Genomic DNA, 20,766 nt, shown 5'->3' with positions numbered 1-20,766 from the left:
CCGCACGGGCTTGAAAGGTCTGCTCAATCGCCGCACGGGCTTGAAAGGTCTGCTCAATCGCCGCACGGGCTTGAAAGGCCTGCTCAATCGCCGCACGGGCTTGAAAGGTCTGCTCAATCGCCGCACGGGCTTGAAAGGTCTGCTCAATCGCCGCACGGGCTTGAAAGGCCTGCTCAATCGCCGCAAGGGCTTGATTGTCGGCTTGATCGTTGGAGGGAGACGAACTCGTATGCTCGACCATCTCATCAAGGGTGCCACCGTTGTCGACGGGACCGGTGGGGCCGCCTTCGTGGCTGATGTCGGGATTCGGGACGGGCGGATTGCCGTTGTCGCCGAAGTCGGGAAGGTCGGCGAGGAGGCTCGGAGCAGTGAGGATGCTTCGGGGCTCGTGCTCGCGCCCGGGTTCGTCGATCCGCACACGCACTACGACGCCCAGTTGTTCTGGGATCCGTATGCCACGCCCTCGCTCAATCACGGCGTGACCACCGTCGCCGGAGGCAACTGTGGGTTCACGCTCGCCCCGTTGAACCCGGCGCAGCCCGGTGACGCCGACTACACCCGGCGGATGATGTCCAGGGTGGAGGGGATGTCGCTGGTCGCCCTGGAGGAAGGGGCGCCGTGGACGTGGAATTCGTTCGGGGAGTATCTGGGGGCCCTTGACGGGCGGATCGCCGTCAATGCCGGTTTCATGGTGGGGCATTGCGCGCTGCGGCGGTACGTGATGGGGGCGGATGCTGTCGGTGGGCAGCCGACGCCCGAGCAACTCGACCGGATGGTTGGGCTGTTGAAGGACGCGATGGAGGCCGGGGCCTGGGGGCTTTCCACTACTCAGTCGTCCTCGCACTCGGATGGGGACGGCGAGCCCGTCGCCTCCCGGCATGCGAAGCCCGCTGAGCTGATCGCGCTCAGCAACGCGGTCGGTGAGCACGAGGGGACGCAGATCGAGGCCATCGTCGCCGGGTGTCTCGATCAGTTCAGTGATGATGAGATTGAGTTGTTCGTGGAGATGAGCGCTGCCGCGGGGCGGCCGCTCAACTGGAACGTGCTCACCATCGACGCCTCCGTGCCCGAGCGCGTGCCGCGGCAGTTGGAGGCGAGTGAGCGGGCCCGGAAGTCGGGTGGGCGGATCGTCGCGTTGACGATGCCGATCCTGACGCCGATGAACATGAGCCTCGGGACGTTCTGCGCGCTCAATCTGATACCCGGGTGGGGCGAGGTGCTCGCGCTGCCTGTTGAGGAACGTATCGCCAAGTTGCGTGACCCCGAGGTGCGGGGCGAGATGCTGCGCCGCGCCGACAGCAAGGAGGCCGGCGTCTTCCGGCGGCTCGCGAACTTCGGGCGCTATGTCATCGGTGACACGTACTCCGAGGCCAATGAGGGGCTGTCGGGGAGGGTCGTGAAGGACATTGCCGCTGAGCGGGGGCAGGAGCCGTTCGAGTGTCTCGTCGAGATCTGTGCCAATGACGGGTTGCGGACCGTGCTGTGGCCCATGCCGACCGATAACGACCCGGACTCCTGGGCGCTGCGGGCCGAGACCTGGAACCACGAGGACGTCATGCTCGGCGGGTCCGACGCGGGCGCGCACCTGGACCGGATGTGCGGTGCGCCGTACACGACCCGGTTCATCGGGGACTGTCTGCGGGGGCGGAAGCTGCTCGGCCTGGAGGAGGCCGTCAAGATGCTGACCGATGATCCGGCGCAGTTGTTCGGGCTTCGGGAGCGGGGGCGGATTCAGGAGGGCTTCCACGCCGACCTGGTGCTGTTCGACCCCGAGACCATCGATGCCGGGAAAGCCACTCTCGTGCACGATCTGCCCGGCGACAGCCCGCGCCTCGACTCGAAGGCGATCGGCATAACTGCCGTGTGGGTCAATGGAGTTGAGGCCATGCGTGGGGATGTCGTGAGCGGCGTGGTACCCGGCAAGGTGCTGCGGTCGGGCGCCGACACCCGGACGGTGAGTACCAAGTGAGCGAAGGGCAAAGGCTGTTCGTCGGGGGTGAGTGGGTCGAGCCCGAGGGCGGGCATTATGACGTGGTCGATCCGGCGAGTGAGGCCGTCGTCGGGCACGCTCCCGAGGCCTCGCGGCAGCAGGTGCACGACGCCGCGCGCGCGGCCCGCGATGCCTTCGAGCCCTGGTCGCGTACGAAGCCGGAGGAGCGGGCCGCGATCCTCCACCGGGCCGCCGACCTCATGCAACGGGACTTCGCCGGCAACGCCGAGCTGGCCCAGGAGGAGAGCGGGGCGACGACCGGGACCGCGCGCGGCATGCAGGTCGGTGTCGGCGTCGCGCGGTTCCGGCGGTACGCGAAGGGGGCGCTGGAACCGGTCGAGGAGGCGATGGCGCCGCAGATCAACGAGGCCGGGCCGATGGGCAAGGCGGGCGTGACGGGCGCGCTCGCCGTGCGGCAGCCGGTCGGCGTCGTCACCTGCATCACCTCATACAACAACCCGTGGGCCAACCCGGCCGGCAAGGTCGCCCCCGCGCTCGCCATGGGCAACACCGTGCTCGTGAAGCCCGCGCCGCAGGATCCGCTGTCCGTGTTCCGGATGGCGGCGGCGTTGGAGGAGGCGGGAGTTCCGGCCGGTGTCGTGAACGTCGTGAGCGGGACCGAGGTCGGCGTCGGCGAGGCCGCGGTCGATTCGCCCGACGTCGACATGGTCAGCTTCACCGGCTCCACCGCCGTCGGGCAGCGCATCGGCGAGGTGTGCGGACGGTCCATGAAGCGGCAGTTGATGGAGCTGGGCGGCAAGGGCGCCGCGGTCGTCCTCGACGACGCGGACCTGGACTCGGCGGTGGCCGGCATCGGCACCACGTACGCCTTCTACAGCGGGCAGATCTGCACGGCCCCGACGCGGGCGATCGTGCACCGGTCCGTGTACGACGAGTTCGTCGCCAAGCTCACCGCGTACATCGGCTACATGAAGGTCGGCGACCCGCGCGCGAAGGGGACCGTCGTCGGGCCCGTCATCTCGGCAGCGCACCGGGAACGGATCGAGTCGTACGTCGAGTTGGGGCGGAAGGAGGGCGCGACGGTCGTCGCGGGCGGCGAGCGCCCCGCGTTCGAGAACGGCTTCTACATATCGCCCACCCTGCTCGCCGACTGCACCAACGACATGCGGGTGGTGCGCGAGGAGATCTTCGGGCCCGTCGTCGCCGTGGTCCCCTTCGACGGCGACGAGGACGAGGCGATCGCCCTCGCGAACGACTCCGACTACGGCCTCATCGACTACGTGTGGTCGGGCGATGTCGCACGGGCCTTCCGGGTCGCGCGGCGGCTGCGGGCCGGTGGCGTCGGCGTGAACACGATCGGCCGGAACATGGAGGCGCCGTTCGGCGGCTTCAAGAAGAGCGGGGTGGGCCGGGACGTCGGCTCGTACGCCCTGCACGCGTACAGCGAGTGGCAGTCGATCGTGTGGCCGGGCTAGCTGGGCAGGCCGCAGGAGGAGGGTATCTGTCGCCTCACGGAACCCACGGGCCCCTTTAGTGCGTCTTTACAACAAGCAGGTCAGCCTGCACAGTTGCAGACGGTCACTACGGCGGAACCGGGGGTTCCATGGAGGCGCTGGAGGCGCAGGATCCGCGCACGGTCGGTACATACCGGGTGTTGCGGAGGATCGGTGAGGGCGGCATGGGGCGGGTCTATCTGGCCCGCAACGCGGGAGGCCGCTCCGTCGCGCTGAAGTTCATCCACGCCGACATGGCGGCGCAGCCGGGGTTCCGTGAGCGGTTCCGGCGCGAGGCGGACGTCGTCCGGCGGGTCGGGGCGCCGGGCACGGTGCCGGTCGTGGACACCGGTCTGGAGGAGCGGCACCCCTGGTACGCGTCGGAGTACGTGTCGGGGCCCTCCCTCCAGGACTCGGTCGACCGGTTCGGGCCGCTGCCCGCCGAATCGCTGTGGCGGCTCGCGGCCGATCTCGCGCAGACCCTGGAGCACGTGCACCGGGACCGGCTCGTGCACCGTGACCTCAAGCCGTCCAACGTGCTGCTGTCCGCCGACGGGCCGCGCCTCATCGACTTCGGGATCGTGCACGCCGCGCTCGACGCGGGTCTCAGCGCGGCGGGGCTGACCTCGACCGGGGCGCGGATCGGTACTCCGGCCTACATGTCGCCGGAGCAGGCGTACGGCGAGCGGGTGACCGCCGCGACCGACGTCTACAGCTTCGGGCTCACGCTCGCCTTCGCCGCCACCGGCGTCCAGCCGCACCGGGGCAGCCTCGACCCGCAACTCCCGGGCGTGGACGAGGAGTTGCGGAACCTCATCCGGCAGTGCCTCGACCCGGAGCCGGAGGCGCGGCCGGACGCGGGGCAGCTCGTGGGCCGGGCGCGCACGCACGACGCGACGAGCGACACGTGGCTGCCCGCGCAGGTCGTCTCGCTGATCGCCCGTACGTCGGGGCAGCTCCTGAACCTGGAGGCGCGGGTCGACACGGAGCTGCACGGACAGCTCCCGCAACAGGGGCCGCAGCCGGGCTTCGGTCCCGGCCACACCGCGTACGACCCCGGAGCCCCGGCGGGCTTCCACGGCGCCGCGACGCAGCCGGCCGGGGCGTCGCCGGGCGCCCCGACCCCGCCGCCGCCCTCGACCCCGCCGGGCCCCGCCGGCGGATCCGGCGGCTTCCACGGGTCCGCCACGCAGGCCGCCCCGCCGCCGCCCCGGTACTCGTACGGCCCCGCTCCTCAGCCCTGGGGAGCGGCGGCAGCCCGGTCCGGGCCGGGCGCCTCGGTAGCCGGGGGTGACCGTGGCAGGCTGCTGGGCCGGCCACTGCTCGGGCTGCTGTGGCTGGTGCCCGCGGGCTTCGGCTCGCTCCTCGTCTTCTTCGCCGACGCGACCTTCATGGGCTTCACGCGGGTGACGGGTGCGGCGGCGCTGATCGGCCTGGCGTTCATGCTGACCAGGAGCGGCGGCCCCAACCAGCGGTTTCTGCTGTACTGGCTCGGGCTCGCGGTCCTGGTCCTGCACTCCTGGTGGGGGGTGGGCGGATACAGCGTGACCGGTCTCGAGGTGCAGCACCTGGGCGAGGCGAGGTGGCAGCCGTCCATGTACCAGAACCTCATGGACCTGGTCAGCAGCCTCATCGCGATGCTTCTCGCCTTCGAAGCGCTCGCCCTGATCTACATCGTGCCCGCAGCCTTCATCCGCTTCCGGAAGTCCGCGCCCAATTGAGCCCCCGCGCCTCAATCGCCGCAGGGGCTTGGATGGGGCTTAACTTAAAGGGGCCCCAGGAAGATCGGGTTCGTGAAGGCCGCGAGGGGGCCGGGGAGGCCCGGGGTCGTTGGGGGGTGTCTGAGTTCCGCGCGGGCGTAGGACGCGTACGCCGGGGTGGTGCGCCAGGTCGCCGTGGCCTCGGTCGTCGTGAAGAGCGTGCCCTGGTCCGTGACGATGTGGAGCGTGCAGTCGGGGGCGGACGCCTTGGCCGTAAGGGTGAGGGTGACCGGAGTGTCGGGGGAGACCGCGAGGCGGTCGCCGATGCCCGCCGTCTCGCCCTTGCCGCCGGTCGCCGTGAAGGTGAGCTCGACCGATGAGGATTCGGCGACGTAGGAGTGGCCCGCCTTGATGCCCGCCTGGATGGCCTCGCGAGTCAGGTCGTCCGCCAGGACCACCGTCTGCGGGCCGCCGACGCGGTCCGGGTCGCGGTGCGCGTCGCTGTTGCCCATCGCCGGGATCCACCCCGTGCGGCCCTTTGAACGGGCGTAGGAGACAAGGGTGTTGTCCCAGTCCGCCAGGGACACCTCGTCGTCCGGGGTGTACGGGCCGTTCCACACCTCGACCGCGTCCGCCTCGCCGAAGCCGAACTTCCAGCCGCAGCCGATGCACGTCGCATGCGGGTGCGCGGGGACGACGAGGCCGCCCGCGCGGCGGATCTGCTGCGCGTACTTGGCCCAGCGGTTGTCGCGGGCCCGGTAGCGCCAGTCGACGAACGTGCCGGGTTCGGTGCCGAGCGCGACGACGTGGCCGTTACGGGTGGTGATCTCCTCGCCGATCATCACGAGCAGGTCGTCGCCCGCGACGTCCGACCAGTGCGCGTGCGCGGAGTGCGTGTTGTGGTCGGAGGTGTTGATGAAGTCCAGGCCCGCGGCGCGGGCGAGCGCGCCGATCTCGGCGGGTGTGCGGCGGCCGTCCGAGTACCAGGAGTGCAGGTGGCAGTCCCCGCGGTACCAGGCGCGGCCCCGGCCGCGGGCCCGCTGCGGCGGATAACTCGGGCGCGGCGTCTCGCCGGTGGGGCCGTGCGTGAGCGTCACCGTCACCTCGTACGGCAGGCCCTGTGGGGCCACCGTGTACGGACCCAGCGCGATGTTCCAGCGGCCGGGGCGGACGGGGCCCGGGACGTAGCCGGGCGTCGCGTCGTCGGCGCGGATGAAGAACTCGGTGCGGGCGCCTCCGGACCAGCCGCGGAAGCCCTCGCCGCCGAGCGCCGTGCCGCGCTCGTCGAAGACGCCGATGTCCAGGGCGTTGTTCTGGGTTCCGGCGGGGAGCCCGGTGGCCTTCTCGTACGTGTACGAGACCTTGATCTCGCGTACGCCCGAGGGGACATCGACGGGAAGGTAGACGTAGTCGGGCGCGCCCGGTGGCAGCGTGCCCTTGAGCGTCTTGGTGGACTGCGCGCCGTCGGCGGCGCTGGCGAAGCTCATGGTCGTGAGCGTAAGCGCGGTGGCCGTACCGGTCACGAGCAACGCCCGTCTGCCGATGCCGTGTTCGCCCGCCTGGGCGTCCTCGTGTCTCTCGCCGGTGCACATGTCGGGGCTCCCCAGGGGTTACTACTGGCGGCGCTTGCGGAACAGGCCGACGACGACCAGCACCACGATCACGATGAGGATGATGAAGATCCAGCTGAGCGATTTGCCCCTCTTTTTCTTCTTCGTCTTGTACTTCTTCGTCTTGTACTTCTTCGACTTGCTGACGCTCTGGCTGACGTTCTTGCTCACGTCGACCTTGGAGGTCGTCTTCAGCAGCGTCCCGGAAGTCGCGGAGATGTGGCTACTGGTGGATGTCGACGGCGACGCCGATGCCGTCGCCGGTGCGCCGCCGAGCAGCAGGCCGACCAGCAGTAGCAGCACGGTCATGGGACGCGTGCGAAGAATCATGACAAGCCCCCGTCGGTCCCGCGTCGATCAGGACCCGGCGAGACTAGTGCCCCTCGGCGGCTCCCGGAAGACCCGCTGGAGAGATCCGCTCGTATGCTCGGTTCATGAGTGATCCGGACGCCGTAGCAGAGACCAAGGCAGAACGTCCCACCGCCAACGCGATGCGCCGCGCTCTGAAACGGGCCAGAGACGGTGTCGCGCTCGATGTCACGGAGGCCGCCGTGCTGTTGCAGGCACGCGGCGACGACCTGGCCGACCTCACCACCTCCGCCGCCCGTGTGCGCGACGCGGGCCTTGAGGCGGCGGGCAGGCCGGGTGTCATCACGTACAGCAAGAGCGTGTTCATTCCGCTCACCCGGCTGTGCCGCGACAAGTGCCACTACTGCACGTTCGTGACCGTCCCCGGCAAGCTGCGCCGCGAGGGCCACGGGATGTTCATGTCGCCCGACGAGGTCCTCGACGTCGCGCGCAAGGGTGCCGAACTGGGCTGCAAGGAAGCCCTGATCACCCTCGGCGACAAGCCGGAGGACCGCTGGCCCGAGGCCCGCGAGTGGCTCGACGCGCACGGGTACGACGACACCATCGCCTACGTACGCGCCATCTCGATCCGGATCCTGGAGGAGACGGGGCTGCTCCCGCACCTCAACCCGGGGGTGCTGTCCTGGACGGACTTCCAGCGGCTGAAGCCTGTCGCGCCCTCCATGGGCATGATGCTGGAGACGACCGCCGAGCGGCTGTGGTCCGAGCCGGGGATGCCGCACCACGGCTCGCCCGACAAGGAACCGGCCGTGCGGCTGCGGGTGTTGGAGGACGCGGGCCGCTCGTCCGTGCCGTTCACCAGCGGGCTGCTGATCGGGATCGGGGAGACATACGAGGAGCGCGCCGATTCGCTGTTCGCGCTGCGCCGCACCGCCCGCTCGTACCACGCCATCCAGGAACTCATCATCCAGAACTTCCGCGCCAAGCCGGACACGGCGATGCGCGGGATGCCCGACGCGGAGCTGGACGAGCTGATCGCGACGGTCGCCGTCGCCCGCCACATCATGGGCCCGGCGGGGAACATCCAGGCCCCGCCGAACCTCGTCGACGGCGAGTACGCGCGCCTCATCGACGCCGGGATCGACGACTGGGGCGGCGTCTCCCCGGTCACCATCGACCATGTGAACCCCGAGAAGCCGTGGCCGAAGCTGGATGAGTTGGCGCGTCAGTCGGCTGAGGCGGGCTTCGAGCTGCGTGAACGGCTGTGTGTCTACCCGGAGTTCGTGACGCGCGGCGAGCCGTGGCTCGACCCGCGGCTGCTCCCGCACGTCAGCGCCCTGGCCGACGCCGACGGCCTCGCCGTGGCCGACGCGCCCGTCGTCGGCCGCCCCTGGCAGGAGCCGGACGAGGGATACGTGGCGTCGTCGGGCCGCACCGACCTGCACCGCACCATCGACACCGAGGGCCGGACGTCGGACCGCCGCGACGACTTCGACGTCGTGTACGGCGACTGGGAGGCGCTGCGCGAGCAGGCCGCCCCCGGAATGGTGCCGTCCCGCATCGACGGCGACGTACGCGCCGCTCTGAAGCAGGCCGCCGACGACCCGACGAAGCTCACCGACGACGAGGCCCTCGCCCTCCTGCACGCCGACGGGCCCGCCCTCGACGCGCTGTGCGGCATCGCCGACGACATCCGCAAGTCGATGGTCGGTGACGACGTCACATACATCGTCACACGGAACATCAACTTCACGAACGTCTGCTACACCGGCTGCCGCTTCTGCGCGTTCGCCCAGCGCCGCACGGACGCCGACGCGTACACGCTCTCGCTCGACCAGGTCGCCGACCGGGCCCAACAGGCCTGGGACGTGGGCGCGGTCGAGGTCTGCATGCAGGGCGGCATCCACCCGGACCTGCCCGGCACGGCGTACTTCGACATCGCGAAGGCGGTCAAGGAGCGGGTGCCCGGCATGCACGTGCACGCCTTCTCGCCGATGGAGGTCGTGAACGGCGCGTCCCGCACCGGCATGTCGATCCGCGAGTGGCTGACCGCCGCGCGCGAGGCGGGCCTCGACTCCATCCCCGGTACGGCGGCCGAGATCCTCGATGACGAGGTCCGCTGGATCCTCACGAAGGGCAAGCTGCCGACGGCGACCTGGATCGAGGTCGTCAAGACCGCGCACGAGCTGGGCATCCGCTCGTCCTCGACGATGATGTACGGGCATGTGGACCAGCCCCGCCACTGGCTCGGCCACTTCCGGACCCTGGCGTCCATCCAGCAGGCTGCACTGTCCAAAAACGTGGCCGGCTTCACGGAGTTCGTCACCCTCCCCTTCATCCACACCAACGCGCCGGTCTACCTCGCCGGCATCGCGCGCCCCGGCCCGACGATGCGGGACAACCGGGCCGTGACGGCGATGGCGCGCGTCCTCCTCCACCCGCACATCCCCAACATCCAGACCAGCTGGGTGAAGCTCGGCACGGAGGGCGCGGCCGAGATGCTGCGCTCGGGCGCGAACGACCTCGGCGGCACGCTCATGGAGGAGACCATCTCCCGGATGGCGGGCTCCTCCTACGGCTCGTACAAGTCGGTCAAGGACCTGATCGAGGTCGCCGACACGGCGGGCCGCCCGGCCAAGCCGCGCACCACCCTGTACGGGGAGGTGGCCGAGGAACGGGTCCGGTCCGCGCAGGCATCGGACGGCCATCTCCCGGAGCTGTTGCCGGTGTTGGAGCCGTAGGGCCTACGCTTTCGGGATCCCGGGCCCGGCGCCGCTGACAGGGTGGGCGGCCGGGCCCGAGGTTGCGCAGACGCTCCCGCATTGTCTGCGACTCGGTCCGCCGCCGGACATGGGGATGGAGGGGAGCGGCGGGTGGGCGGCGCCGACACCGCCCATCACCGCGACATCCCGTGAACGGGGCGGCATCAGGAACGTACGTCCTGGGCCGGGGTCCGGTCTCGCCGCTTCGCGCGCGACCGCTGTCCGGTTCGCGCGGCGGCGGTGGCGAGCGTACGGGAGGGGGGTTCGCCGAACCGGTCCTGATAGCGCCGGGCGAACCGGCCCAGGTGGGCGAAGCCCCAGTGGTAGGCGACCACGGTGACTGTGGTCTCGCCGGGTTCGGCGACACGCAGCAGCATCCGTACGTGCTGAAGGCGCACCTCGTGCACGTACCCCATGGGCGTCATCCGCAGCTGCTTGCGGAACGACTCCTGCAGCGTGCGCAGGCTGACCTGGGCGACGGCGGCGAGCCGGTTCGCGTCCCAGGGGTCGGCCGGGCTGTCGCGCACGGCGTCCATGACGCGCTTCACGGCGGCTGCGGGCAGCGCGGGCGGGGGAGCGGCCAGCGCCTCGCGGTAGCGGTGATCGGTCGCCAGCAACAGCCCTTCCAGCAGGGTCTGTTCGAGCCGACCGCAGATCATGGGGCTCTGCAACAGCCCGTCGGGACTGTTCGAGTCGAGTGCGGTCCAGCGGGCCAGGCCCGCCCAACTGCGGCCCGCGCCTTGGGAGATGTCGAACGCGGGCTTGAAGTCGGCGAGACGGTGCGCGGGCCTGCCCAGCATGATCTCCAGTTGCCGGTGCACCGCCGCCTTGTCGACCTTGATGGTGAGGGTGTCGCAGTCCGGCGAGAAATCGCCGACTCGGAAGCTGCCCGTGGGGTTCAGCATGCCCCCTGTGCGGGCCGACACCTGGGTGTCGGCCGCCGGGCCCTGGCCGATGCTGAAGGATCCCGTCGTGGGCGCCACGACGTGGTAGCAGTCCAGTTCAGGGATGTAGGCCCTGATGGACGCGCCGAACGACATGCGTCCGATCGTCACGCCACCCAGCAGCACGACGTCGGCGTCGAGGTCGAAGTCGTCCGCTGCGGGCGTGTCCAGCTTCATGTCGTAGAACTGCTGCGACAGCACGGCACGCGCCTCGTCCACGGAACGCGTGGTGAAGCGGTTGGCCGCGGTCACAAGGCCCTGTCCCTTGCCCGCATCCATGATGTCCCGCCTTTCCCAGTGCCCCTCAGCGCCAGAAGACGTGTGACCTCAGGATCCTCCAACGGGTGGAGCGGCGGGCCGTTTCCGGGCAGCTCCTACCGGATCGCGTCGAGAAAGACGCTCCGGGACCCGAGTTGGCGTGATCCGGTGATCCGGTACGCCAACCACCAAAGAAAGGGTTGGGAAAAACCAACCCCCCCACCTCACCTCCGGACGTAAGCCACCGGAGGGGCGTCACTCGCGAGAGTGACGATCGCCAACTCGACTGGCGAACAGGCGAGTTCGTGGTGCACTCTCTGCCGCATATGCAAATCGGCCCCCGCCGGGACGGCAATCCCGGACGAGGGCCTGACGATCAAGGAAGAAGCGCTTCCCGATGTCTACGAATCAGACTAGCGCGCCCTCGCGCGTCCATTCAGGCCGTTCGGCCACACCCTCACGTGGGCTTCACCGATCCAGGGATCGCCACATGTCCGAATTGACCGTCGTCGGGCATCACCTGGCCCAGCACGCCGACCTGTCCCTCACCGCGATCGGCCTGGCCACGCACATCCAGTCGCTGCCCGACGGGTCGAAGGTCGGCATCAAGGACCTCGCCGCGAAGTTCCCCGTAGGGGAGGTCAGGGTCGCCGCCGCGCTGCGGGAACTGGAGGCGCACGGCTACCTGGAGCGGATCAAGGAACGGCTCCCGTCCGGGCGGATCGTCACGCGCACGATCTCGTACAACAAGCCGCCGCACCTGCGCGACCAGGCACCGCCGGAGCCTCCTGCCGTCCAGGCGCCGCCCGAGGCACCCCGTACCGAGCCGAAGCCCCGCGCACCGCGCCCGCAGCGCCGGTCGCTCCGGGCGCCGCAGCCCGACCCCCAGGACCCCGACCCCGACGCTGTCGGCGTCCTCGTCGGCCTGCGTACCTACGACCCCCGCCTGTTCCTCTCCGAACGCGACATCCGCCGCCTCGCCCCCGCCGCCGAGGAGTGGCTGGCGCGGGGCATGACGCCCGGCGACGTGAAGCGGGCCCTCACGGCGGGCCTGCCCACCGTCCCGATCCGCCACCCCGCGGCCCTGCTGGCACACCGGCTGGCCGCGTCTCTGCCTCCCGAACTCCCACCGAAGCCCCCGGTCGAGCCCTTGCCCGGGCCACCCGCCCCACGCCGGCTGCCGCTCCAGAACTGCGACGGCTGCGACCGGGCGTTCCGGGCGGCGGGGCCGGGGAAGTGCCGGGAGTGTGCGGCGACGATGGTGCGCGCCGCATGACCCGGACGACCGCCTCGCTGTCGTGGTACAGGTTGTGTACCATTGGTGTCATGGCATTGAAGCGTACGAACGTCTACGCGGACGACGCGGATCTGGCGCTGATCAAAGAGGCCTCCGCGCGACTGGGTATGTCCGAGGCCGAAATGATCCGGGAGGGCATCCATCGCATCGCGATGGCCCGCCGGGTATGGGACGAGCCCTTCATCGCCGATGAGGAGGCCATCGACCTGGGTGGACCCGTGACGCATGACGACGTGCGTGCGGCGAGGTCCGGCGGCGGCTCGGGCGCGGGCGCGCGGCAGAACAGGGGACGCGCTGCGTGATCGTGATCGCCGACACTTCGGGGCTTCTCACGCTTTGCAACAGGTCGGATCCGGATCACCTGGCCGCGCGGAAAGCGGTCGACGAGTGCGGTCTGCTGGTCGCGAGTCCGATGGCGCTCACCGAGGTCCATCAGGTGGCCACCAGCAGAGCCGGGCGGCGGGCTGCCGACGGGGTCATGCGCGTGTTGATGGGTCGCCTGGCGGAGACGCGGCTGGTCCTGGCCGAGGTCACTCCGGCGCTGCTCGACATGGCGCTGACCGTGCGCGCCCGTTACGACTCCCTCGACCTCGATCTCGTGGATGCCATGAACGTCGCCCTCGCGGCGGAGTACGACACCGACGCGGTGCTCACGAGGGACCTCCGGGATTTCCGGACGGTGCGGCCGCTGGGGCGCAGGCCGGGGTGTTTCCGGATCCTGCCGGACGACCTCTAGCCGAGCGGCCGCGTGCGCACGCTCGTCCACGATCCCATCACTTCGTGAACATTCCTGGTCGACGTCGGTCGATTACAGTGCTCCAAGCCGAAGGGTCGAGGGTCGTGACAGGAGGAGTCCCCCATGGGCGCAGCGTCCAACGCGGCGGCCGTATGGGGTCGCACAGAACAGCAGGACTTCCGCAGCAGAGTGCGCGGCACCCTGCTCGGTGGCGCACTCGGTGACACCCTCGGCGCCCCGCTCGACGGCCTCTCGCTCGACGGAATCCACGCCGAGCACGGGGCGGAAGGGCTGGGGCAGCTGGTGCCCGTGTACGGGCGGACGGGCGCCATTACGGCCGCCACCCAGCTGACCCTGTTCACCGTCGACGGGCTCATCCGCGCCCAGGTCCGCCGCGACACCGGCGCCTGGCATCCGCCGACGGACGTGCACCGGGCCTATCTGCGGTGGGCGGCGACCCAGCGCGAGTGGGGTCCCGACCTGCGCCGCAAGGAGGACGGCTGGCTGGCCCGCGAGGAGTGGCTGTACTCGCGGCGGGGAGCCGCCCAGGCGTGTCTGCTGGGGCTCGGCAACGACGTCATGGGGACGCTCGACCGACCCAAGAACCTGGACGCGGACGGGGCGGAGGCGGTGACGCGCTCCGCGCCGTTCGGGCTCCTCGTGGGCTGGGAGCCGCAGCTCGTGTTCCAGCTCTCCGTCGAGTGCGCGGTGCATACGCACGGTGCGGCGGAGGCGTATCTGTCGGCCGGAGCGTACGCGGTTCTCGTGCACGCCCTCGCGCGTGGCGACTCGCTCGACGCCGCCGTGCAGCGGGCGCTGGCTCTGCTCGCCGCGCGCCCCGGGCATACGCCCGTCGCGGACGCGCTCAAGCACGCGCTCGGCGCCGTACGGCAGGGTATGCCGACCGCGGCGCGGGTCGGTGAGCTGGTCGGTGAGGGCGATGCGACGGGTGTGCTCGCGGCTGCCGTGTACTGCGCGCTGGTCAGCGACGACATCCGGCACGGGCTCGGGCTCGCCGTGCATCACGACGGGCCTTCCGCGCTGGTCGGCGCGTTGTGCGGGAGTCTGCTCGGGGCGCTGCACGGGGAGACGGCGTTGCCGCCGGCGTGGGTGGCGGAGGTCGAGGGCAGGCCCACGATCCTGGAACTTGCGGATGACTTCGCCATGGAGATGACGCAGGGCGCTGCGCTGCATGGGCCTGCGGCCGCTTCGGCGGGTTGGTTGGCCCGCTACCCGCGCGCGTAGCCCCCACCCCGGGGCTCTGCCCCGGACCCCGCGCCTCAATCGCCGGCGGGGCTGAAAAGATCGGGGCTCCGCCTCGGACCCTGCGCTTCAGTCGTCGGTGGGGCTGGAAGGTCGGGGCTCTGCCTCGGGTTCTGCGTCTCAGTCGTCGGTGGGGCTGGAGAGGCCGCAGGGGCTTGGTCTATCAAGCCCCTGCGGCGATTGAGCAGCGGGGTACGGGGCAGAGCCCCGGTCTTTTCGGGTGGGCGGCTAGCTTTGCGTGCGGGACGCGATCGCGTCGTCACCCGCACCGGACGGAACCGGCACCGTGGCGGCAGCCGAATCGTCGTCGTCGGAGTTGATCGTCGCGATGATCGCGTCGCGCTCCGGGGTGTCCTCGGGCTTGATGTAGCCGATGAGGATGTAGAGGACGAGAGAGACGGCGAGCGGGATCGACACCTGGTACTGGAGTGGCACGCCGCCCTCGACGTTCCAGCTGATCGGATAGTTCACCAGCCAGAACGCGAGCAGGCCCATACCCCAACTGGTGAGCGCGGCCGTCGGCCCCGACCTGCGGAACTGGCGCAGCAGCCCCAGCATCATCGGGATCGCGATCGGCCCCATCAGACCGGCCACCCACTTGATGACGACCGTGATGATGTCCTTGAACGTCGGCGAGTTGACCTGCGTGGCGACCGCCATGGACAGCGCCAGGAAGATCACCGTCGTCAGCCGCGCCGCGATCAGCCCGGTGCGCGAGTCCCACTGCCGCGCCCGCCGCGAGAGCGCCGGCGCCACATCCCGCGTGAAGACCGCCGCGATCGCGTTGGCGTCGGAGGAGCACATGGCCATTGTGTGCGAGAAGAAGCCGACGATGACCAGGCCCAACAGGCCGTGCGGCAACAGCTGTTCGGTCATCAGGCCGTACGAGTCGGAGCCGTCCGGCTTCTGCGCCTGCACGAGCAGCGGCGACATCCACATCGGGAAGAAGAGGACGACCGGCCAGATTAGCCAGAGCGCGGCGGACAGGTAGGCGGACCGCTTGGCCTCGCGCCCGCTGCTCGTCGCCATGTAGCGCTGGGCCTGGTTGAGCATGCCGCCGTTGTACTCGAAGAGCTTGATGAAGAGGAAGGCGAGCAGGAAGACCGCTCCGTACTCGCCGACCAGCGGCTTTCCGTGGCCCTGGAGTTCGGGTCGGCTCCAGGCGTCGAAGAAGCCGATGTTCTTGTCACCGAGCTCGACCACGACCGCGACGAACATCGAGACCCCGGCCAGCAACTGGATGATGAACTGGCCGAGTTCGGTGAGCGCGTCCGCCCACAGGCCGCCGATCGTGCAGTAGACCGCGGTGATGACACCCGTGATGAGGATGCCCTGATTCAGGGACACACCCGTGAACACGGACAGCAGGGTCGCGATGGCCGCCCACTTCGCGGCCACGTCGACGATCTTCAGCAGCATCCCGGACCAGGCGAGGGCCTGCTGCGTCTTGAGGTTGTAGCGGTTCTTGAGGTATTCGAGCGGCGAGGCGACGTGCAGGCGCGAGCGCAGCCGGTTGATGCGCGGCGCGAACAACCGGGCGCCGATGGCGATCCCGAGCGCGATCGGGAAGGACCAGGTGACGAAGGACGTCACGCCGTAGGTGTACGCGATACCGGCGTACCCGGTGAACATCACCGCGCTGTAGCCGGACATGTGGTGCGAGATGCCGGACAACCACCACGGCATCTTGCCGCCCGCGGTGAAGAAGTCGGAGACGTTGTCGACGCGCTTGTGGGACCAGACGCCGATCGCGACCATCACGCCGAAGTAGGCGATGAGCACGACCCAGTCGAGACTGTTCATGTGCCCCCTCCAGGGGTTCCGCTGCACAACGGTTGCCCCCGGTAAGGGTGTTGGGGACGTGGGGGATTGAACCTCCGTGCTTGGGGCCGGTCAAGGGTTCTGTAGTCATGGATATGAACCCCGGACAGAATTCAGAACGTGGCACAACTCGGGGAGGGTCCGGTAAACCCTGGCTGACCTGCGGTATCGGCAGGTGCCCCGAGGGGAGCGGCTACCGCATGAGTTCTCCCGCGTTCACCAGGAGCTGCTGGCCGGTGATCGCGCGCGCCCGGTCGGAGGCGAGGAACACCGCCGCGTCCGCCACGTCGCCGTCCGTCGCGAGGTCCGGCAGCGCCATCCGCTCGGTGAGCCGCCCGAGCACCTCCTCCTCGGGTACGCCCTCGGTCTGCGCGGTGATCTGTACGTAGGCCTGTACGGGCGGCCCCCACATCCAGCCGGGCAGCACGGTGTTCACCCGCACCCGGTCCGGCCCGACCTCCCGCGCCAGCGAGTACATGGCGCTCGTCAGGGCGCCCTTCGACGCCGCGTACGCCGCCTGCCGGACCTGGGAGGGTGCCGCGATCGCCGACTGCGTACCGATGAGGACGACCGAGCCGCCGCGCTCCTTGAGGGCGGGCAGGCAGGCGCGGGTCATGCGCAGCGTGCCGAGCAGGTTCACGTCGATGACCTTGCTCCAGGTCTCGAAGTCGGCGTCCTGAAGGCCGCCGAAGTAGCTGTCCCAGGCCGCGACATGGACGACCGCGTCCAGGCCCCCGAACCGCTCGCGCGCGAGATCCGCCAGGGCCTCGCACTGCGCCTCGTCACCGATGTCCGTGGAGCGGAACGCGGTCCGCTTGCCCCCCGGGTCCAACTCCCGTGCAAAAGCGGCGAGATGGGACTCGGTGCGCGCCCCGAGCACCGCGTTCCCGCCGTCGCGCAGCACGGCCTCCACCACCTGGCGGCCGAGCCCCGCGCCCACCCCGGAGACGATCACGGTCTTCCCCGCAAGCAGTTCCGCATTCACCATCGGTTCGCCTCCCGGCTCTGGCGTTATGTCTGACGGGGCGTCAGAGTATGGGCGTCGAACGGCAGATGGAAGGTGTGAGCCGCATGGAGGACACGCACAGCGAGACGTACGCGGAACTGGCGGCCGTCGGGCCGTACGGGGTGCGCCCGGGGCACGCCCTGATCACGATGGTCGAACCGCATCCGGGCCGTGAGTACGCGTACAACCGCTGGTACGAGGACGACCACTACTACGCCGGCGCCATGGCCATGCCGTGGATGTACGCCGGGCGCCGCTGGGTCGCCACCCGCGACCTCCAGCTCCTGCGCTACCCCGAGAAGTCGGCGGTCGCCGAGCCGGTCACGGCGGGCTGCTACATCTCCACGTACTGGATCACCGAGGGCCGCTACGCCGACCACATGAAGTGGACCGTCGGCATCAACAAGCGGCTCAACCGGGACGACCGCGTCCACCAGGACCGCACGCACGTCTTCACGTCGTTCCAGGACCACGAGGCGACGGTGTACCGGGACGGGGACGAGGGGCCGCGCGACTTCCACGCGCTCGACCACCCGTACCGGGGCCTGGTCGTCGAGGTGATCGACTCCGAAGGCCCGGAGCAGCGCGACCGGTTGCTGGAGTGGCTGCGCACCGAGCACCTGCCGGAGCGGCTCGCCGGCTCGCCCGCCGCGATGGTCACGGCCTTCCGCCCGACACCGCTGCCGGGCGACAAGATGACGTACGTGAAGCAGGTCGAGGGCGTCGACACACGGCTCACCCTGCTCTGGTTCCTTCAGGCCGACCCGCGCGACTGCTGGCAGGACCACTTCGGGGGCCTGGGGGAGGCGGTCGCGGCGTCGGGCCTCGGCCGGGTGGAACTGGTGGCCCCGTTCATCCCGACGGTGCCGGGTACGGACCAGTACGTCGATCAGCTGCGCTGACCCGGACAGCGCCGAGCCCCCTCGGCCAGGACGGCGGACCAGTCGAGAGGGCTCTATCAGTGGTGCTGTTGTGCATGGTGCTGTTGTGCGTATTGCTGTTGTGCATCGTGCTTTCGTGCGTGGTGCTGTGTTGCGTGTTCGGTTGTCTCACGGAGTTGGCTGGGGGGTCAGCTGTCGACCCGGCTCATCTCCGTGACGAAGGCGCTCCATGAAGCCGGCGCGAACGCCAGGTTCGGACCCTGCGGGTCCTTGGAGTCGCGGACGTCCACGGCGTGGGTCGCGGGAGACTTGATCTCCACGCACGCGCCGTTCCCCGCCGAGTAGGAGGACTTGATCCACGTGGGCTGTGCGCCCTTGGTGATTGCCATGATCTGCTCCGGTCTGGCCAGTGATCCCTTGCTGGGCCGCGGACTTGCCGCGGCTTTGCGCCAACACCTTGTCTGTTGTTGGCGTGATCGACGCTACTCGCCGACCGGGGGCGGCGGTGGGGCCATTCACTCGACCGGATGGCATATTCCAGGCGGGTCTTCCATCAGCCCGTGGGAAAGGTGTACCGTGCGGCGCTTTCCCACGGGCGGGGCCCGGACCTGGGGCCTGAACTCTGCGGTCCGTTACGCGAGTTGGTCCTTCGGCTACGCGCGTCGGACCTCAGCGCGTGTGCCGCTTCGCGGCTTCCAGGATGAACTGCCGGGACTGTTCCACGTTCAGCGCCTGGGCGCGCAGGTGCTCGTACATGACGCTGTACTTCTGCACGTCCTGCGTCTTCTCCAGGTAGAGGTCGCTGGTGACGCCCTCGATGTAGACGACGCTGGAGTCCGCCGCGTCGGGGAACTCGAGAATCGCGTACTGCCCCGTGATCCCCGGGTGCGCGCCCATGTCGAAGGGCAGCACCTGCACGGTGACGTGGGGGAGCCCGGACACCTCCGCGAGGTGCTCCAGCTGCTCGCGCATCACCGCGGTCCCTCCGACGGTGCGGCGCAGCGCCGCCTCGTCCAGGACCACCCACAGGCGCAGCGAGTTGGCCTCGTCGTTGATCCGCTCCTGGCGGCGGATGCGGACCTGCACGCGCTTCTCGACGTCGGTCTGCGAGGCCTCGGGCATCGCGCCCTGGATCAGCGCCTCCGCGTAACCGCGGGTCTGGAGCAGGCCGGGAATGCACTGCGACTCGTACACGCGCAGGGACGCCGCGTCGGTCTCAAGTCCGATGTAGACGCTGTACGGAATGTCTCCGAAGGAGTGCCACCAGCCTTGCTGGCGCGAATCCTTGGCCATTTGCATCAGCGAGTCGATGACCCGGTGGTCCTCGACCTCGTACACCCCGCAGAGGTCGCGTACGTCGCGCTGGCTGATGCTGCGCCGCCCGTTCTCCAAGCGGCTGATCTTCGACTGCGAGACCAGCAGGCGCTCGGCTACCTCTTCGGCGGTCATGCCCTTGAGTTCGCGGAGCCGGCGCAGCTCCTGGCCCAACCGGCGTCGCCTGACGGTGGGATTGACGTTGGACGCCACGGACGTGCACCTCCGGCTACGTGCATTTCTTTGATCTGCATACGTTGCGTGTCTACTGCTGAGCAGATTGCCACCCCGAGGCGGCCCTGCGCTGGGAAATGGCGGATGTGCGCGGGACGCACATGCGGCTCGCACGTGCCTCCTGTGCAGCGCAAACGCGACCGCGCGGGGTGACGTGCCGGGGCGTCGTCCTCACGCCCGGCGCATCACCCCGCGCGGTACAGCGGCTCCCGGACCGGTTCTTGGGGACTACGGTGCGGCGCTGTGGTGCTACGGGTGGTGCTGGTGGTGCGGTTCGCCTAATGGGCCACGGCGCGAGCCATGGAACCGCGGCGTGGCTGCATCGGAACGCCGCGTGCGGGCTCCGGTGCGGCCCGACCCGCCGAGGGGGCCGGTGAGCGGCGTGGCTGTACCGCCACACCGTTCTGGACGTCCATCACGGCGTGCGCCACGAGGCCGCCCATCGGGTCGTGCCTGATCAGGTCCCGCAGCCGGGAGCGTGAGGACCTGCCCTCGTTGCCCGGATACAGGTGCTTGCCGAGACCGACCGCATGGGCCAGCGAGGCGAGCGCCGCGGTCCGTGGGTCCGGTGGGACCCCGGTGCGGATCGCGCTGTCCAGCCGGGCCCTGATCTCCCGGCTGACCGCCGACTCCGTCGCCTGGTAGCGAGTCGTCGGCAGCACCCCGCACATCTGTCCGGCCACGGCATGAACCATGCCGCACCGCTCCAGGTGCGAGAGGTAGGTCTGTCGCAGGCCAAGGCGTGGCCCGCCTATCCAGTGGACGGCCCGTACGGGAGCGCCACGCCTTCGCAGCAACTCCAACGCGCAGTCCAGAGTCGGATCTCCGGTCGGCCGTGGTGCCACCACGGCGATACGATCCCCGTCTGGGGCTATCCGTCCGGCCAGCGCCAGCTCTACTAGCTGTGCACCGGCCAGACCTAGGTCGAGCGACTGCGGCTGCGCTGTGGTACCCGTGGCCGGGTCCAGAGCGAGCAGCAGAAGCTCCTCCGGAAGTGTTCTGCGGCTCCTGCCCATCCATGCCTCCCCGCGTGGATGAATGACAGGGTGACCCCTCTCACATTGGTCTGTCGAGAGTGCGTGGGGGGTTTGGACGGGAACCTCTAGGTATGTCGTTCTCGTCTACCACGTGGGTTAAGCCCCCACACAGGACACTGGTACATGGTTCGGACAGGGCTGGTCTGTCCG

General features: G+C 69.8%; 17 protein-coding genes. 9 read left to right on the top strand and 8 right to left on the bottom strand.

What is annotated here, in order from left to right; all coding sequences use genetic code 11:
* The first annotated feature begins 229 nt into the window (after positions 1 to 229).
* The 3 genes from ACWD2L_RS27370 (at position 230) to ACWD2L_RS27360 (ending at position 5,165) form a co-directional block, all read left to right on the top strand.
* Entirely contained in the window at positions 230 to 1,969 is a 1,740-nt protein-coding gene (locus tag ACWD2L_RS27370; protein ID WP_351341221.1) for an N-acyl-D-amino-acid deacylase family protein, read from the top strand.
* A complete protein-coding gene (locus ACWD2L_RS27365) occupies positions 1,966 to 3,426 on the top strand; it encodes an aldehyde dehydrogenase family protein (RefSeq protein WP_351341193.1) in 1,461 nt (486 codons plus the stop codon). Before ACWD2L_RS27370 ends, ACWD2L_RS27365 begins: the two co-directional genes overlap by 4 nt.
* A 128-nt stretch (positions 3,427 to 3,554) precedes the next feature.
* Complete coding sequence (locus ACWD2L_RS27360; RefSeq protein ID WP_351341195.1) at positions 3,555 to 5,165, top strand: serine/threonine-protein kinase; 1,611 nt, start codon at positions 3,555 to 3,557, stop codon at positions 5,163 to 5,165.
* A 44-nt stretch (positions 5,166 to 5,209) separates the two neighbouring features.
* Here the strand turns inward: ACWD2L_RS27360 and ACWD2L_RS27355 are convergent, their stop codons facing one another.
* Positions 5,210 to 6,736 (bottom strand): CehA/McbA family metallohydrolase, encoded by a 1,527-nt coding sequence (locus tag ACWD2L_RS27355; protein ID WP_351341198.1) that lies wholly within the window; start codon positions 6,734 to 6,736, stop codon positions 5,210 to 5,212.
* 21 nt (positions 6,737 to 6,757) lie between these two features.
* Positions 6,758 to 7,084 carry a hypothetical protein gene (locus ACWD2L_RS27350; RefSeq protein ID WP_351341201.1) on the bottom strand — a complete coding sequence of 109 codons (327 nt, stop codon included), beginning with the start codon at positions 7,082 to 7,084 and terminating at the stop codon, positions 6,758 to 6,760.
* A gap of 104 nt (positions 7,085 to 7,188) precedes the next feature.
* Between ACWD2L_RS27350 and ACWD2L_RS27345 the strand changes: the two genes are divergently transcribed.
* On the top strand, positions 7,189 to 9,804 hold the full coding sequence (locus ACWD2L_RS27345; RefSeq protein WP_351341203.1) for a bifunctional FO biosynthesis protein CofGH: 2,616 nt from the start codon (positions 7,189 to 7,191) through the stop codon (positions 9,802 to 9,804).
* Between the two features lie 185 nt (positions 9,805 to 9,989).
* Here the strand turns inward: ACWD2L_RS27345 and ACWD2L_RS27340 are convergent, their stop codons facing one another.
* Positions 9,990 to 11,048, bottom strand: a complete 1,059-nt coding sequence (locus tag ACWD2L_RS27340) for an AraC family transcriptional regulator (RefSeq protein WP_351341205.1) — start codon at positions 11,046 to 11,048, stop codon at positions 9,990 to 9,992.
* A gap of 469 nt (positions 11,049 to 11,517) precedes the next feature.
* Between ACWD2L_RS27340 and ACWD2L_RS27335 the strand changes: the two genes are divergently transcribed.
* The 4 genes from ACWD2L_RS27335 (at position 11,518) to ACWD2L_RS27320 (ending at position 14,305) form a co-directional block, all read left to right on the top strand.
* Positions 11,518 to 12,303 carry a helix-turn-helix domain-containing protein gene (locus tag ACWD2L_RS27335; protein ID WP_351341208.1) on the top strand — a complete coding sequence of 262 codons (786 nt, stop codon included), beginning with the start codon at positions 11,518 to 11,520 and terminating at the stop codon, positions 12,301 to 12,303.
* A gap of 50 nt (positions 12,304 to 12,353) precedes the next feature.
* Entirely contained in the window at positions 12,354 to 12,626 is a 273-nt protein-coding gene (locus tag ACWD2L_RS27330; protein WP_351341211.1) for a ribbon-helix-helix domain-containing protein, read from the top strand.
* A complete protein-coding gene (locus ACWD2L_RS27325; protein ID WP_351341213.1) occupies positions 12,623 to 13,060 on the top strand; it encodes a type II toxin-antitoxin system VapC family toxin in 438 nt (145 codons plus the stop codon). The genes ACWD2L_RS27330 and ACWD2L_RS27325 overlap by 4 nt, the downstream gene beginning before the upstream one ends.
* Before the next feature lie 123 nt (positions 13,061 to 13,183).
* The gene (locus tag ACWD2L_RS27320) at positions 13,184 to 14,305 is read left to right on the top strand and encodes an ADP-ribosylglycohydrolase family protein (protein ID WP_351341216.1); all 1,122 of its coding nucleotides are present in this window, start codon (positions 13,184 to 13,186) and stop codon (positions 14,303 to 14,305) included.
* Between the two features lie 246 nt (positions 14,306 to 14,551).
* On the opposite strand, the gene ACWD2L_RS27315 is transcribed toward ACWD2L_RS27320, so the two are convergent.
* Both ACWD2L_RS27315 and ACWD2L_RS27310 read right to left on the bottom strand, forming a co-directional pair.
* Positions 14,552 to 16,126: a sodium:solute symporter family protein gene (locus tag ACWD2L_RS27315; protein WP_351344957.1), complete on the bottom strand. Its 1,575-nt coding sequence runs from the start codon at positions 16,124 to 16,126 to the stop codon at positions 14,552 to 14,554.
* 211 nt (positions 16,127 to 16,337) lie between these two features.
* Positions 16,338 to 17,132 (bottom strand): SDR family oxidoreductase, encoded by a 795-nt coding sequence (locus ACWD2L_RS27310; protein ID WP_351344954.1) that lies wholly within the window; start codon positions 17,130 to 17,132, stop codon positions 16,338 to 16,340.
* 83 nt (positions 17,133 to 17,215) lie between these two features.
* On the opposite strand from ACWD2L_RS27310, the gene ACWD2L_RS27305 reads away from it, so the two are divergent.
* Positions 17,216 to 18,052, top strand: a complete 837-nt coding sequence (locus ACWD2L_RS27305; protein WP_351344951.1) for a hypothetical protein — start codon at positions 17,216 to 17,218, stop codon at positions 18,050 to 18,052.
* A gap of 167 nt (positions 18,053 to 18,219) precedes the next feature.
* On the opposite strand, the gene ACWD2L_RS27300 is transcribed toward ACWD2L_RS27305, so the two are convergent.
* From ACWD2L_RS27300 to ACWD2L_RS27290, 3 genes are all read right to left on the bottom strand, one after another.
* A complete protein-coding gene (locus tag ACWD2L_RS27300) occupies positions 18,220 to 18,420 on the bottom strand; it encodes a DUF397 domain-containing protein (RefSeq protein ID WP_351344948.1) in 201 nt (66 codons plus the stop codon).
* A gap of 280 nt (positions 18,421 to 18,700) precedes the next feature.
* Complete coding sequence (locus ACWD2L_RS27295; RefSeq protein ID WP_351344945.1) at positions 18,701 to 19,558, bottom strand: helix-turn-helix domain-containing protein; 858 nt, start codon at positions 19,556 to 19,558, stop codon at positions 18,701 to 18,703.
* Positions 19,559 to 19,857: 299 nt separating this feature from the next.
* Positions 19,858 to 20,595 carry a GOLPH3/VPS74 family protein gene (locus tag ACWD2L_RS27290; RefSeq protein ID WP_351344942.1) on the bottom strand — a complete coding sequence of 246 codons (738 nt, stop codon included), beginning with the start codon at positions 20,593 to 20,595 and terminating at the stop codon, positions 19,858 to 19,860.
* Positions 20,596 to 20,766: the final 171 nt, after the last annotated feature.

The sequence above is a fragment of the Streptomyces sp. NPDC002754 genome (genome assembly GCF_053592315.1).
The sequence above is the reverse complement of the archived record's forward strand: the minus strand, read 5'-3'. Positions and strand labels throughout refer to the sequence as shown.

What these genes read in the sequence shown, in the direction of transcription:
- ACWD2L_RS27350 (WP_351341201.1), bottom strand. Translation starts at nt 7,084, where the DNA reads ATGATTCTTCGCACGCGTCCCATGACCGTGCTGCTACTGCTGGTCGGC.
- ACWD2L_RS27320 (WP_351341216.1), top strand. Translation starts at nt 13,184, where the DNA reads ATGGGCGCAGCGTCCAACGCGGCGGCCGTATGGGGTCGCACAGAACAG.
- ACWD2L_RS27330 (WP_351341211.1), top strand. Translation starts at nt 12,354, where the DNA reads ATGGCATTGAAGCGTACGAACGTCTACGCGGACGACGCGGATCTGGCG.
- ACWD2L_RS27315 (WP_351344957.1), bottom strand. Translation starts at nt 16,126, where the DNA reads ATGAACAGTCTCGACTGGGTCGTGCTCATCGCCTACTTCGGCGTGATG.
- ACWD2L_RS27290 (WP_351344942.1), bottom strand. Translation starts at nt 20,595, where the DNA reads ATGGGCAGGAGCCGCAGAACACTTCCGGAGGAGCTTCTGCTGCTCGCT.
- ACWD2L_RS27305 (WP_351344951.1), top strand. Translation starts at nt 17,216, where the DNA reads ATGGAGGACACGCACAGCGAGACGTACGCGGAACTGGCGGCCGTCGGG.
- ACWD2L_RS27345 (WP_351341203.1), top strand. Translation starts at nt 7,189, where the DNA reads ATGAGTGATCCGGACGCCGTAGCAGAGACCAAGGCAGAACGTCCCACC.
- ACWD2L_RS27360 (WP_351341195.1), top strand. Translation starts at nt 3,555, where the DNA reads ATGGAGGCGCTGGAGGCGCAGGATCCGCGCACGGTCGGTACATACCGG.
- ACWD2L_RS27335 (WP_351341208.1), top strand. Translation starts at nt 11,518, where the DNA reads ATGTCCGAATTGACCGTCGTCGGGCATCACCTGGCCCAGCACGCCGAC.
- ACWD2L_RS27310 (WP_351344954.1), bottom strand. Translation starts at nt 17,132, where the DNA reads ATGGTGAATGCGGAACTGCTTGCGGGGAAGACCGTGATCGTCTCCGGG.
- ACWD2L_RS27340 (WP_351341205.1), bottom strand. Translation starts at nt 11,048, where the DNA reads ATGGATGCGGGCAAGGGACAGGGCCTTGTGACCGCGGCCAACCGCTTC.
- ACWD2L_RS27355 (WP_351341198.1), bottom strand. Translation starts at nt 6,736, where the DNA reads ATGTGCACCGGCGAGAGACACGAGGACGCCCAGGCGGGCGAACACGGC.
- ACWD2L_RS27300 (WP_351344948.1), bottom strand. Translation starts at nt 18,420, where the DNA reads ATGGCAATCACCAAGGGCGCACAGCCCACGTGGATCAAGTCCTCCTAC.
- ACWD2L_RS27370 (WP_351341221.1), top strand. Translation starts at nt 230, where the DNA reads ATGCTCGACCATCTCATCAAGGGTGCCACCGTTGTCGACGGGACCGGT.